General features: G+C 47.3%; 10 protein-coding genes and 1 pseudogene. 6 read left to right on the plus strand and 5 right to left on the minus strand.

Annotation, left to right across the window (positions count from 1 at the left end; genetic code table 11):
• Positions 1-79: 79 nt before the first annotated feature.
• On the plus strand, positions 80-1,384 hold the full coding sequence (locus E2K52_RS04945) for a homoserine dehydrogenase (RefSeq protein ID WP_151204049.1): 1,305 nt from the start codon (positions 80-82) through the stop codon (positions 1,382-1,384).
• 57 nt (positions 1,385-1,441) lie between these two features.
• Positions 1,442-2,581 carry a threonine synthase gene (gene thrC / locus E2K52_RS04950; protein ID WP_151204050.1) on the plus strand — a complete coding sequence of 380 codons (1,140 nt, stop codon included), beginning with the start codon at positions 1,442-1,444 and terminating at the stop codon, positions 2,579-2,581.
• Between the two features lie 110 nt (positions 2,582-2,691).
• Here thrC and E2K52_RS04955 read toward each other — a convergent pair whose 3' ends face one another.
• Positions 2,692-3,741 (minus strand): serine hydrolase, encoded by a 1,050-nt coding sequence (locus E2K52_RS04955; protein WP_151204051.1) that lies wholly within the window; start codon positions 3,739-3,741, stop codon positions 2,692-2,694.
• Between the two features lie 220 nt (positions 3,742-3,961).
• On the opposite strand from E2K52_RS04955, the gene E2K52_RS04960 reads away from it, so the two are divergent.
• From E2K52_RS04960 to E2K52_RS04970, 3 genes are read left to right on the plus strand one after another with little or no spacing between them, the layout of a single operon-like run.
• Complete coding sequence (locus E2K52_RS04960) at positions 3,962-4,597, plus strand: response regulator (protein WP_151204052.1); 636 nt, start codon at positions 3,962-3,964, stop codon at positions 4,595-4,597.
• 18 nt (positions 4,598-4,615) lie between these two features.
• Positions 4,616-6,178, plus strand: a complete 1,563-nt coding sequence (locus tag E2K52_RS04965) for a sensor histidine kinase (RefSeq protein WP_151204053.1) — start codon at positions 4,616-4,618, stop codon at positions 6,176-6,178.
• An 18-nt stretch (positions 6,179-6,196) separates the two neighbouring features.
• The gene (locus E2K52_RS04970) at positions 6,197-7,615 is read left to right on the plus strand and encodes a sigma-54-dependent transcriptional regulator (RefSeq protein WP_413772983.1); all 1,419 of its coding nucleotides are present in this window, start codon (positions 6,197-6,199) and stop codon (positions 7,613-7,615) included.
• Here the strand turns inward: E2K52_RS04970 and E2K52_RS04975 are convergent, their stop codons facing one another.
• The 4 genes from E2K52_RS04975 to lptF all read right to left on the minus strand — a co-directional run bounded on the left by E2K52_RS04975 (position 7,616) and on the right by lptF (position 12,662).
• Complete coding sequence (locus tag E2K52_RS04975) at positions 7,616-8,791, minus strand: S41 family peptidase (RefSeq protein WP_151204055.1); 1,176 nt, start codon at positions 8,789-8,791, stop codon at positions 7,616-7,618.
• A 26-nt stretch (positions 8,792-8,817) separates the two neighbouring features.
• Complete coding sequence (gene gpmI / locus E2K52_RS04980; RefSeq protein ID WP_151204056.1) at positions 8,818-10,365, minus strand: 2,3-bisphosphoglycerate-independent phosphoglycerate mutase; 1,548 nt, start codon at positions 10,363-10,365, stop codon at positions 8,818-8,820.
• Between the two features lie 123 nt (positions 10,366-10,488).
• Complete coding sequence (gene lptG / locus E2K52_RS04985; protein WP_151204057.1) at positions 10,489-11,559, minus strand: LPS export ABC transporter permease LptG; 1,071 nt, start codon at positions 11,557-11,559, stop codon at positions 10,489-10,491.
• Positions 11,560-11,561: 2 nt separating this feature from the next.
• Entirely contained in the window at positions 11,562-12,662 is a 1,101-nt protein-coding gene (gene lptF, locus E2K52_RS04990) for an LPS export ABC transporter permease LptF (protein ID WP_151204058.1), read from the minus strand.
• A 156-nt stretch (positions 12,663-12,818) separates the two neighbouring features.
• Between lptF and E2K52_RS04995 the strand changes: the two are divergent.
• Positions 12,819-13,661, plus strand: a pseudogene (locus E2K52_RS04995) (leucyl aminopeptidase family protein); the annotation flags it as partial.
• Positions 13,662-13,718: the final 57 nt, after the last annotated feature.

The raw sequence follows: 13,718 nt of genomic DNA on the forward strand, positions 1-13,718 counted from the left end.
TCTGGAATGACCCTAGAGTCAGGCGTTTTTTTTAGCTATGATCTAGAGTCGTAAAAACTGTTTATATTTGGAGTGTGACGTGAAACCAGTTCGTCTGGCAATCCTCGGTCTTGGTACTGTGGGTGGTGGTGCCCTTAAACTATTAAAAGAAAATGCTGCTGAGATTAAACGTCGCACCGGTCGTGAAATTCAAATTACCCATGTCGGTACGCGTCGCCCACGTACTGACCTGGACTTGCCTGAATCAGTCAAGCAGAGTGCTGATTTGCTGGACATTGTCCGTCAACCTGATGTCGATGTGGTGGTGGAAGTCATGGGCGGTATTCACCCTGCCTATGAAGTCATCATGGAAGCCATGAAACATGGCAAGCATATTGTCACAGCCAACAAAGCCCTCTTGGCTGAACATGGGAATGAACTCTTTAAAGCAGCTGAAGACAATGCCGTACAAATTGCCTATGAAGCTGCGGTTGCTGGTGGCATTCCGATTATCAAAGTGATTCGTGAAGGTCTGGCTGCCAATAAAATTGACTGGTTAGCAGGTATTATTAACGGTACAGGCAACTTCATTTTAAGTGAAATGCGGGAAAAAGGTCGTGCCTTTGCCGACGTACTTAAAGAGGCGCAAGAACTCGGTTATGCTGAAGCTGATCCGACCTTTGACGTAGAAGGGATTGATGCCGCACATAAACTGACAATTCTTGCTTCATGTGCATTTGGTATTCCGCTCCAGTTTGACAAGGTTTTTACTGAAGGAATCAGCAAAATCACGGCGCAAGACGTCAAGTATGCTGAAGACCTGGGCTTTCGTATCAAACACCTCGGGATTGCACGTCGTACAGAAGCCGGGGTTGAGCTGCGTGTGCATCCAACCCTGATTCCAAAAGAAGAACTGCTGGCCAATGTCAATGGCGTGAAGAATGCGGTACTGGTACATGCCAATGCAGTAGGCCCAACGCTCTATTATGGTGCTGGTGCGGGCGCAGGCCCAACTGCATCTGCGGTGATCGCAGACGTTGTTGATATTGTACGGGATATTTCCTATACCGAAGATGGTGCGGGTACCATTCCGCAACTGGCTTTTGAAAATCTGACCGATCTGCCGATTTTAAGCCGTGAAGAAATGACCACTGGCTATTACATCCGGATCAATGCCGAAGACCAGATGGGTGTACTGGCTGATGTCACCACGATTTTAAGTCGTGCTGGAATCAGTATTGATGCCATCTTGCAACAGTCACGCTTAAAAGACCTGATTCCAATCGTGATCCTGACTGATCCAGTCAAGGAAGCAAAAATGGATGACGCCTTAAAACAAATTCAAGCGCTTCCTGCTATTCATGGCGAAATCGTACGAATTCGTTTAGAATCGTTGGATAACTAATCGGGTTGGGAGGAGCCTCTCCTCTCGCCAAGCTCTACACACAATTGGAACATCATCATGTCGAATGCCAATCGTTATACTGGTTTAGTTGACCGCTATCGCGACCGCTTACCAGTGTCTGCAACTACTAAAGCCATTTCTTTGGGTGAAGGTAATACGCCACTGATTAAGCTTGAGAATATTCCACGCATTATTGGCAAAAATGTTGAAATTTATGTGAAGTACGAGGGCTTAAACCCGACTGGTTCATTTAAAGACCGTGGTATGACCATGGCAGTCACAAAAGCTGCTGAAGAAGGTTCAAAAGCCATTATTTGTGCTTCTACAGGGAATACCTCTGCTGCCGCTGCTGCTTATGCAGCCCGTGCTGGCATGAAAGCCTTTGTATTAATCCCGGAAGGCAAAATTGCCATGGGTAAAATGGCGCAAGCCATGATGTATGGTGCGATTACCATGCAAATCCGCGGTAACTTCGATGACGGTATGCGTCTGGTCAAAGAAATTGCCGATAAAGCCCCAGTAACCATCGTTAACTCGATTAACCCCTACCGTTTACAGGGCCAGAAAACCATTGCTTATGAAATTGTCGATGAACTGGGCCGTGCACCTGACTACCACTGCCTGCCAGTCGGTAATGCGGGTAATATTACCGCGCACTGGATGGGTTATACCGAAGCCGTTGCCAACCAGCCTGCAGATCAGTTTGAGCAAGTGATTTATGATGCTGAAACGGATCAGTTCACAGGTCCAAAACCGGCAGGCTTGCCAACTATGGTGGGCTACCAGGCTTCTGGTGCAGCTCCATTCCTGCGTGGTGCACCTGTTGCTGATCCTGAAACGGTTGCAACAGCAATCCGTATCGGTAATCCACAAAGCTGGAACCATGCCAAAGCAGTCGTACGTGATTCTCAGGGCTGGTTCGACGAACTGGAAGATGCAGAAATTCTTGAAGCCCAGCGTTTACTTTCTATGTATGAAGGCGTATTTGTAGAGCCTGCTTCTGCTGCGTCTATTGGTGGTGCAATCCGTGACATCAAGGCAGGTAAAATTGCTGAAGGTTCTGTGATTGTCTGCACAGTGACTGGTAATGGCCTGAAAGACCCAGATACCGCAATCAAGCAGTGTGCTGATGCGGTGATGCTGTCGATTGATGCTACATTAGACCAGGTTCGTGATTCGATTCTGTCTAATATGTAATTGGACAAAATAAATAAAAAAAACCCTGCATAGGCAGGGTTTTTTATTGCTGGACCGTTTAATCTGAGGTTTAACTTATCACAGGTTCGAGCTTCAAAAATAGCCAAGCTTTAGATCCGTTTTGGTAAACTGCTCACCCAAGTCATCAGACGGGTAGCATCATTGGTACGTGCCTGGGAGCTGTTTGCACCCAACAGGACCACCGCAACCGGACGGTTGTTCAAAGTGGTATGCATCACCACACAGCGTCCTGCTTCATTAATGAAGCCGGTTTTGGAAATATTGATATTCCAGCCACCATTACGCACCAGCGCATTGGTATTGTTTGACTTCAAGACGCGATAACCCAGATTGAAATCATAGCTTGGTGTAGTCGAGAACTGACGGATCAGTCCATATTGTGAAGCGGTATTCACCAGAATGCCGAGGTCACGCGCAGAGGCAATATTTCCAGGATGTAAACCAGTGGATTCTAAAAAGCGGGTTGAGTACATGCCCAGTTCTTTGGCCTTGCTGTTCATTGCCGCAACAAATGCACTACGACCACCCGGATAGGTACGTGCCAAGGCTGCCGCAGCCGGATTCTCGGACTTCATCAAGGCAAATAGCAAAGCTTCGGCGCGGTTCATGCTGTCCCCTGCTCTTAAAGACGAGCTGGAGCTTTTACAGCCTGAACAGGAAAAGTCAGCTTGCTGCAAGGTAATTTGTTCAGACATATTCAAACGCGCATCTGAAATCACCACAGCAGTCATCAGCTTGGTAATCGAAGCAATTGGAAGAGCCGTATTGGTGTTTTTACTATAAAGCACCTCCCCGGTTTGAGCATCCATGACCAAGGCCGCACGCGCATTCACGCTAGGCTGGCTAATATTATGATTGGTATCCAGAATCCGAGGACTTTTTACAGCCGGCTGAACACTTCCCCCCTGACGCAAGGTAGTGGTGATGGTCGCTGAGCCTGCCGGGCTAGGCTCTTCTGCAGCCACACTAAAGTCGTCATTCAGCAGCTGGTTTACTTCATCTGAAGACCAGCTGATACTACTGGCTCCGCCCTCTGCCGTACCGGAACGCATAATGATTTCAGCAAAGCTTATCGAACTTATGCTGAGCAACGTAGAAAGTCCCAATACCTGCATCAAAGACTTGTTTATTTTCTTCACTATTTCTTCACTCAACTAACCAGAGGTAAGATTGATTTGCGTATTACCTCTAATATGCCTTACATTTGAACACAATGCAGAACATTTTTTGTTCTGGACACTATGTGATAAGTTTCAGATTTAATCTTGCAAATAGGATTGCTAATTTTGTAGTTTCATTGCAAGCTTATTTTGCTTTATGTAACAAAAAAATGAGTTTTTTAACAGAGGGAGAGAGTAGGTGATCACAGTGTTGGTTGTGGACGATCATGAATTAGTACGTACTGGGATTTGCAGAATGCTGGAAGACCATGCGGATGTCCAGGTCATTGGACAAGCTGAATCAGGTGAAGAAGCAATTACGCTGGTCCGTCAGCATCATCCTAATGTCGTTCTGCTGGATGTGAATATGCCCGGGATTGGTGGGGTCGAAACCACACGTCGTTTGCTGCAAACTGCACCTGACACCAAAGTACTGGCTGTCAGTGGTCTGGCAGAAGAACCTTATCCTTCCCTGTTACTTAAAGCTGGGGCCAAAGGCTACATCACCAAAGGTGCTCCTGTACTGGAAATGGTTCGTGCCATCAACAAGGTAATGCAGGGCGGTAAATATTTCAGTGCTGATATTGCCGAGCAGCTGGCCAGCTCATATCTGTCAGATACCCAGCAATCGCCTTTTGATGCGCTCTCTGAACGGGAAATGCAGGTGGCGATGATGGTGGTCAATTGTATTAGCGCCCAGGAAATTGCCGATAAACTCTTTGTCAGCGTTAAAACTGTCAATACTTACCGTTACCGTATTTTTGAAAAGCTCAACATTGATAGTGATGTCAAACTGACCCACTTAGCCATGCGCTATGGCCTGATCAAGCCCTAGTTTTAAAAATCGGTCCATATGGAACCTTCTCACTATTCACAGCTCAATCAATATCATCTGGGGCTCTGGTATGGTGCTTATCGTCTGATTATCAGTACCGGTCTGCTGCTGATTTTTCTATTGACCTATCCGAACCTGACGACCGACTATCAGTATCCACAGCTCTATTATTATGCGCTGGGGATCTGGGTGGTGGTGAACGCGGTTCAGCTGTTCACGCTCAAATTTGTCCGGCGCTGGATTCAAGCCCAGTTTATTCTGATCTTTTTTACTGATGTTAGTGTACTCAGCCTGTTAACCCTGGCCACCAATGGTCCGAATCTGCATATCGGGCTATTGTTTGTCATTGCCATCTTTTCAGCTTCACTGCTACTGGATGCCCATAAAGCGCTAGTTATCACACTTATTGCTGTAATTAGTGTGATTTATCAGCATTTTATTGGCAGCATTTTTGCCTTTTCTTCCTTAAGCAATATCGGGAATAGTGCATTACTCGCTTTCCTGTTTTTTGTGGTCTATGGCAGTGGCCAGATCGCGGTCCGCCGCTTTCAAATTCTGGAGAATCTGAGTTTTTCCCAATCTCTTGAATTGTACCAGTTACAGAATATTAACCGCTATATTCTCGAGCAGATTGAAACCGGTTATTTAGTTCTGGATGAAAATTATCATGTGGTGCTGAGCAATCCGGCTGCCTGTCATCTGCTCGGCATAGAGCCTGCCTATAGCCAAGAACGATTTTCACTCTATCATTCACAATATGACCTGTTTGAGTTGGTTCACTTTGAGAATCTGGAAAATGGGGAACAGTTCCAGTTCGAGTCCCAGCAAAGTCGCTATAACATTCATGTACAGGTACAAAAACTGATCGTCCCGCATCAGACTTTGATCCTGCTGGTTTTACAGGATGCGCAAAAGTTAAATCAAAAGGTGCAGCAATTAAAGCTTGCTGCGCTGGGACAACTTTCGGCCAGTATCGCGCATGAAATCCGGAATCCTCTGGCTGCCATTGTACAGGCCAATGACCTCTATCAGGATTCAGAAAAAGAACAGCAGCATCTCCTGAACCAGATGATCAGCCGGCAGGCCAATCGGATTGACCGGATTATTCAGGACACCTTGAGCATGGTGAAAAACAGGGAAACGTATCCTGTCATGATTCATCTGGATGAATTCATTCCACTGTTTCTTCAGGAAGATTTAGCCGATGTGGCTGATCAGATTCAGTTGAATAGCGATACGTCTCTTTATATTCAGTTTGATGAAGCCCAATTCCGTCAGATTCTGATTAACCTGATCCGTAATGCCATCCGGCACAATGCTGCCGATGCCGACCATATTCAATTGAATATTCATCCTTATCAGCATAAAGTATGGATTGATATCCGGGACTTTGGCACCGGTGTCGATGTACCGGATCAGGCGAAGTTATTCAAGCCTTTTTATAGCACCGCAATTAACGGTACCGGACTGGGACTGTATTTATCACATAGTTTTTGTGAAGCAAATCAGGCACAATTAAATTATATACAACAAGAACAAGGCGCATGCTTTCGCATTAGCTGCCAACGAATGATACCGTGAATATATTGAAAGGGGAAAATTGTGGAACAACAACCACTGGTCTTATTGGTGGATGACGAAGAGGATCTCTGTACCCTCATGCAGATGTCCTTGATGCGCATGGGAATACGTACACATATTGCTCACCGGCTGGAGGATGCTAAACAGCGCCTTACTGATCACCAGTATGATGCCTGTCTGACTGATCTGAATCTACCGGATGGCAATGGCCTGGAATTATTGCACTGGATTCATCAGCGCTGCCCTGATCTGCCTGTGGCTGTACTGACCGCCTATGGCAATATGGAAATCGCCATTGCGGCCCTCAAAGCAGGCGCTTTTGACTTTGTCAGCAAGCCGATCAACCAGAAGCATCTGGAACAGTTACTACAAAAAGCACTTAATAAACCAGTGGATTATGATCAACATAATGCCAATGATTCACTAGAATATAAGCTACTGATTGGCCAGTCTCTGCCCATTCAGCAGCTACGTGTCACTTTAAAGAAAATTGCTCGTTCTCAGGCGCCGGTTTTTATTACAGGAGAATCCGGTACCGGCAAGGAAGTAATTGCAAATCTGGTGCATCGCCTCAGTAATCGCAGTGAAGGGCCTTTTATCGCCATTAACTGTGGTGCGATTCCAACTGAACTGATGGAAAGTGAGCTGTTCGGACACAAAAAAGGCAGCTTTACCGGTGCCACCCAGGACAAGCAAGGACTGATCCAGTCTGCGCATGGTGGTAGTCTGTTTCTGGATGAAATCGCTGAATTACCTTTGAGCATGCAGGTCAAACTGCTACGCGCCGTTCAGGAAAAACGTATCCGCCCCTTAGGTTCAGATACTGAAATTGATGTCGATTTTCGGGTAATCAGCGCCAGCCATCAGGATCTGGATGCTCTGGTACAACAAGGCAAATTCCGTCAGGACCTGTATTTCCGGATTCATGTCATGGATCTAGTCTTGCCGCCACTACGTGAACGCGGTCAGGATATTCTGATTTTGGCTGAGCACTTTATCCAGAAAATTTGCCAGGAATGGGATATTCCGGTGAAACCACTTTCTGGGCGCAGCAAAGAGTTTTTACTGGGCCAGTATTATCCAGGGAATGTGCGTGAATTACGCAATATTATCGAACGGGCCATTACCTTAAGTGATGAGGACAGGATTGATCTGCAACACCTGCAAAGCGCTCCTCTGCGCCATACAGCGCCTGTCCTGCAAGAGTCGACAAGCCATGCTGAACTTGCTTCTTCAGATCAGATTATTATTCCCAGAAAGCTGCCTGCAGAAGGTCTGGAATTATATTTAGAGAAAATCGAAAAAGAAGTTCTGCTGAACGCACTGAACCTGACCCACTGGAACCGCACCTTGGCTGCAAAAAAACTGGGCATGTCCTTCCGCTCTCTGCGTTACCGCCTGAAAAAATTCGGACTGGATATCGAGGAAGAGGACTAATTATTTTTGCAGGAGCAGCAGGTCTGCGACATGATCCAGATAGCTCTCCTCACGTACTTCGGGACCAAGCGGATAAGTCAGATGCGGCTGGATACCCAGCCCTTCAATCATCCGGCCGCTCGGGCTGAAGTATTGGGAGACGGTCATTTGCAAGGCCGCACCATTACTAAGTGGAAACAGCTTTTGTACCACCCCTTTGCCATAGCTTTTCTCACCCACCACCCAGGCACGGCCGTGTTCTTTTAGGGCTGCGGTAAAAACTTCTGCGGCAGAAGCAGAGCGGTTATTAATCAGAATACCAACTTTCAGATTCTGAAATTCAAAGCTTGGTAAGGCCTGAAACTGCTGATTTCCTTCCGAACGGCTTTTGGTCGAGACAATAATGCCTTGATTAAGAAACAGGTCTGCTGATTCTACTGCGGCTGAAAGCAGGCCACCTGGATTATTGCGCAGATCAAACAGGACGGCTTTTAGACGGCTTGCCGGATAGCTTTCAATAATCCGCTGGATTTCATTCGCGGTATCCTGCTGGAATACCTTCACTTGCAAAACCAGCACCTGATTATGATGCAGACTGGATTTGATTTCTGTATCTACCTTGATATTGCGGACCAGCCTGATGACCGGACTTTGTGCCGATAGCTGGATGCTCAAGGTAGATCCAATTGCACCGCTCAGCAATTGCCGTACCTGTTCACGGTTCAGGCTGCTTAAGGCCTGATCATCAATCTTGTAGACGGTGACACCATTACGCAGGCCCTGTTTGGCAGAATCTGCATCTGGCCTAAGGCCGTGTACTACCCATTGCTTGAGCTGGGAATTAAATTCCAGATCAAAATCGATACTGGCTAAATCACCTTCGGTGTACTGGCGCAGCTGTTGGTAATCTTCGGGAGATAAATAACGTGAATAGCGGTCCAGACCACTGACCAGACCCTGAATAGCTTGCTGAAACAGGGCATCATCATTTTTGTCTTCAATATAATTATCTTTGACAATGCCATAGATTTGTACAAATTCTTGAATGGAGGCTACCGGAGTTTCCGCATAAGTCTGATGGCCCATTTCCATATCGTCAAATGCCGGCGGCTCTTGCGGGCCGGCACTCCAGACGGAATGACTCCAACACATTAAGAAGCATGCGAGAATTACAGACTTGCCCTGTGTTTTAATCATTCTTATCCCTGTATATAGACTAAAAATTATGCATGCAGCTCAATCAGGTTACGCCCCTGCATTTCAGCCGGAACCGGAAGCTGCATCAGGTTGAGTAAGGTCGGCGCCACATCTGCCAGTACGCCGCCTTCAATAATCGTTGCAGAGCTTGGACCGACATAGATAAACGGAACCAGCTCAGTGGTATGCTGGGTATGTACCTGACCACTGTGATAATCCTGCATTTGCTCTACATTACCATGGTCTGCCGTGATGATCATATGGCCATTTTTCGCCATAACAGCGGCATACACACGCCCCAGACAAGTATCTACGGCTTCAACCGCTTTAACGGCTGCATCAAATACACCCGTATGGCCTACCATGTCACCATTTGCATAGTTCACCACCAGTAAATCATATTCACCGGAGTGAATGGCTGCGACCAGTTCATCAGTCACTTCATAAGCGCTCATTTCTGGTTTTAGGTCATAAGTCGCTACGTTGGGTGATGGAATCAGGATACGTTTTTCACCCGGATATTCATCCTCACGGCCACCGCTAAAGAAGAACGTCACATGGGCATATTTTTCAGTTTCAGCAATACGCAACTGGGTTTTTCCCAGATTTGATAAATACTCACCGATTGAATTCACCAGCGCTTCTGGCATATAGGCAACCGGTGCATCAATGGTGGCCTGATAACGGGTCAGCATCACGAATTTTGACAGGCTTGGCAGCACTTGACGCTCAAAACCGGCAAAATCTTTTTCGACAAAGGCACGTGTTAATTCACGGGCACGGTCCGCACGGAAGTTCATAAACACCACGCTGTCACCATCCTGAATTTTCACGCTGTCACCAATACGTGTAGCCTTGACGAACTCATCCGATTCCTCTGCGGCATAGGCAAGTTCTAGACCTTCGACGGCAGTCGTAGCAGTACGCACCGCTTCACCTTCGGTCAGCAAACGATAAGCCTGCTCGACTCGATCCCAGCGGTTGTCACGATCCATGGCAAAATAACGACCGATCAGGCTGACGATACGGCCTTGGCCCGGATATTGAGCAAACAGTGCATCAAGTTTTTCCAAAGAAGGCTGCGCGCTCTTTGGTGGCGTATCACGGCCATCCAGAAAGGCATGCAAATAGACTTGGGCACCACGTTTCAGTGCCAGCTCAGCCATCGCGACGATATGATCTTCATGAGAATGCACCCCACCTTCAGACAACAGGCCCAGAATATGCACCGCACCCTGGCTTGCTTTGGCCTTTTCCACGGCATCGACCAGTACTTCATGCTCAAAGAAAGCGCCTGTCCGGATATCTTTGGTAATACGGGTAAAGTCCTGATACAGCACCCGGCCAGCACCCAGATTCATATGACCGACTTCAGAGTTACCCATCTGGCCATCCGGCAGACCTACGTCTTCACCAGAACCGGAGATCAAACCATGCGGATGCTTGTCCTGTATAGCAGTTAGATTTGGTCGTTTAGCTGCTAAAAACGCATTGTCTTCGACCGCTTCGCGATGACCCACACCATCCATAATCACCAAAACGTGAGGGATTTTGCCAGCAGTTGCATCCGCCATAATGAAATACTCTTTTCGCCTACGAATTAATCGCCATAGTTTACAGAATTTTGTAAAAAGAGGCCATGACTGGAGATGGTTCAAGCCGCTTGTTACAATTGATTCGTTCTATTTTCCTGCGTCTTAGCGTGCCCGATGCAGGAGATAGCCGCCGATTCCAAACATGATCAGAATAGGAATAAAGACAAACCATGCCGGAGATGGTGCATAGACCAGACTGGCATAACCCAGAAAGTCCTGTAGATAGAAAAAGCCGAGACCGGCAAACAAGGCAATCACCAGACGGAAACCCATGGATTGCTGGCGTAGCGGCCCGAAGATAAAGGAACAGGCAATCACCACCAAGGCAATCAGGGCAAACGGTGAACCCAGTTTTTGCCAGAATGCCAGCTGATACGTCTTGGGCACCTGACTATATTCATGCATATAACTCATAAAGCTTACCAGCTGGCTGGGTGCCAGATCTTCAGGGTCAATTGTCACCATATGCACATATTTCGGCTGTAATGCCAAGGCCAATGACTGTTCAGCATTGTTAACCAGTGTCGCATTGCCATTCGCGAGAATGTCCATCTGCTCGGTATTTTTCAGCTCCCAGGCGCCATCTTGTATAAAACGGCCGGTGCTGGCATGCAGGGTTCCGCGCAAACGATAGTTTTCATCGAAATCCAGCATCTGCACATTGCTGAGCTGGCCTTGCGAGTTGGCATAATTAATATAGATAAAACGCTGGCCTTCGCGGGTCCAGTAGCCGCGGACTTCTCCCAGCTGTGCTGCTTTCTGGGAATTTTTGACCATTTTGGCCTGTTCGTTGGTATACGGAATCACCCACTCACTTAAGGCAAAAGACAGAATCACCAGCAAAAGTGCTGAACGCATGACCCAGCCCACGATTCGCCACAGGCTGACGCCGGCGGCGCGCATCACAATCAGTTCACTATTGGATGCTAATGTCCCCAGGCCCAGTACCGCTCCAATCAGGGCTGAAATTGGCAGAATTTCATAAAGATAATTCGGTGCACCCCATAAGACATAATACAGAGCCTCCTTGGCTCCATACCCTTCTTTTAAGGAACCCAGCTCACCCAGATAGGTAAACAGAACCTGTAAACCGGAAAGTACTGCGGTGGCTCCTAGCATGGCCATAGCGGTGGTATAGGTCACATGTTTGGCCACTATACGACGTGCGAACATTGTTAAGACCTCACTCGCTGAATCTGTTTCTTAATTTTAGGAGCCAGCTTCTGCTTACGCGAGAACAGTGCCCCACCCACCGCATAGGCCAGTAGAATCAGAGGATAAGCTGCGATGCCCATTTCATTTTTACTGATCCGGGTTTTGACCGCCATCAGGGCTACAATCAGACTGGCAAAAATCATCAGTGCCGGAAAGAGTTTGAGATAACGCCCCTGACGCGGACTGACCTCAGACAGACCCACCGCCAGAATCAATGCAATCACCATCGCAAATGGAACAAAAATCCGCCAGCCGAGTTCGCTGACCACGACCGGATCATCACGCTTCTGCCACAACTGCGATGTTGGTAAAGCCTCGACTTCATCACTGGCCAGTTCTGCCTCTTTATCATTTTCAATCCGCAGACGATAGCTGGCAAATTCGGCATGTGTATATTGCGGAGTCCCCGGGTAGATTTCATAACGGCGCCCCTGCACCAGATCGACCACATTCGCAGAATCATTGGGTATTTCTATTCGGGTCGCTTCCTGGGCCAGAATCATGACATCCGGCTTGCCTTCTTTTTCCGCACGCTGATAGAAAAAAATATCTTTTAAGTTTTTCCGGTCTTCCGATAAATCCCCAGCATAGATGGTATAAGGCCCCGAAGAGATAAACTCTTTGGGTCGCACCAGATCAAAGCCGGTACGTACCGCCTGACTGGTGGTTAAGGCCTCAAACTGGCGAATTCCCCAAGGCGAAGCCCATAACATTAAAAAGCCCTGTGCCATCACATAGACCAGTGTGAGCGGAATCAGTAAACGCGCCAGCTGATGCCGGCTGATGCCGCTGCCATTCAATACTGCCATTTCATGATCGACGTAAAGACGCCCAAAGACCAGAATCAGGCCGATAAAGAACCCCAAGGGAAGAATCAGGGTTAAGAATTCTGGTAAGCGATAGCCAATGATGCTAAACAGGATGCCTGCATCCAGACGGCCCTGAGCAGCTACACCAAAATACTTGATCAGTCGTCCCCCCATCATGATGAGGGTCAATAAGGCAATTACCACCAAAGAGGTCGATACTACTTGCTTGACCAGATAACGCCGAATAATCAAATTAATTCTTCCAAATTGAAGTCCATAAAATGGGTGCTAGTTTACCCGAATAGCAAAAATATAAAACCTGAGCTGTCATTCCCATTGAAAATCTGTTGAGATAAATGGTTCAATGATTGAATGATTCGCAAACCTACACAGGCGTGAAAGCAGGATATGAAACTTACAATTAATACGTCATTCCCAGAGAATGGATCAAGTCAGTCTTTGTTGATTTTAGTCGACGCAGAACAAGTTCAGGAAATAACGTCACATTACCCGATCAGTCAATTCGACACATTAATTGAAGCTGCTCAATTCAAGGCAGGCCTTGCCGAGAGTCTGAGCCTGATCAATCAACTGAGCCAGTGTCACTCTGCTGCGCTAATTGGACTGGGCAAAACTGCTGAATTACAGCCTGCTAAACTGGCGAAGCTTGCACAAACCATTATTCAATCCACGCAGAAAAAATTCAAACAGATTTCTGTTGATTTGACACAACTTCCACAAGAATTGCACTATCTTTTTGCACTGGCCCTGACTCAGGCCAACTATGGCTATGACGAATACAAATCGAAGAAAAATGAATTTATTCTGGAACAGATTGACCTGATCACCGCACAAAGTACCTTAGATTCAGCACAGCTGCAGCTGATTCAGGCGGTACAGAGCGGCCAGAATCTGGCACGTGATCTGGGCAACCGCCCAGGAAATATCTGCTTCCCGGAATATCTGGCAGAACAGGCACAGGCCCTGGCAGCGGAATATCCAGACTTGTTGAAAGTCACCGTACTGGATGAACAGCAAATGGCGGATCTCGGGATGGGTGCCTTTTTGGCAGTCAGTAAAGGTTCGGAGCGTCCAGGCCGTATTATCAGTATGGAATATCAGGCCGAACGTAGCGAAGCGCCTGTTGTGCTGGTCGGCAAAGGCATTACCTTTGATACTGGCGGTATTTCACTTAAACCGGGCGCAGGCATGGACGAGATGAAATACGACATGTGCGGTGCTGCTTCGGTAGCAACCCCTTCTTCCATGGCCGCCTGAGCGACTTTTAAAGCAATCACTTTCGAAATA

The organism is Acinetobacter sp. RF14B (genome assembly GCF_006864105.1).
Classification (GTDB): Bacteria; Pseudomonadota; Gammaproteobacteria; order Pseudomonadales; family Moraxellaceae; genus Acinetobacter; species Acinetobacter lwoffii_C.

Excerpts from the sequence above, each read along its gene's own strand:
- gpmI (WP_151204056.1), bottom strand. The coding sequence starts at position 10,365 with ATGGCGGATGCAACTGCTGGCAAAATCCCTCACGTTTTGGTGATTATG.
- lptG (WP_151204057.1), bottom strand. The coding sequence starts at position 11,559 with ATGTTCGCACGTCGTATAGTGGCCAAACATGTGACCTATACCACCGCT.
- E2K52_RS04965 (WP_151204053.1), top strand. The coding sequence starts at position 4,616 with ATGGAACCTTCTCACTATTCACAGCTCAATCAATATCATCTGGGGCTC.
- thrC (WP_151204050.1), top strand. The coding sequence starts at position 1,442 with ATGTCGAATGCCAATCGTTATACTGGTTTAGTTGACCGCTATCGCGAC.
- E2K52_RS04975 (WP_151204055.1), bottom strand. The coding sequence starts at position 8,791 with ATGATTAAAACACAGGGCAAGTCTGTAATTCTCGCATGCTTCTTAATG.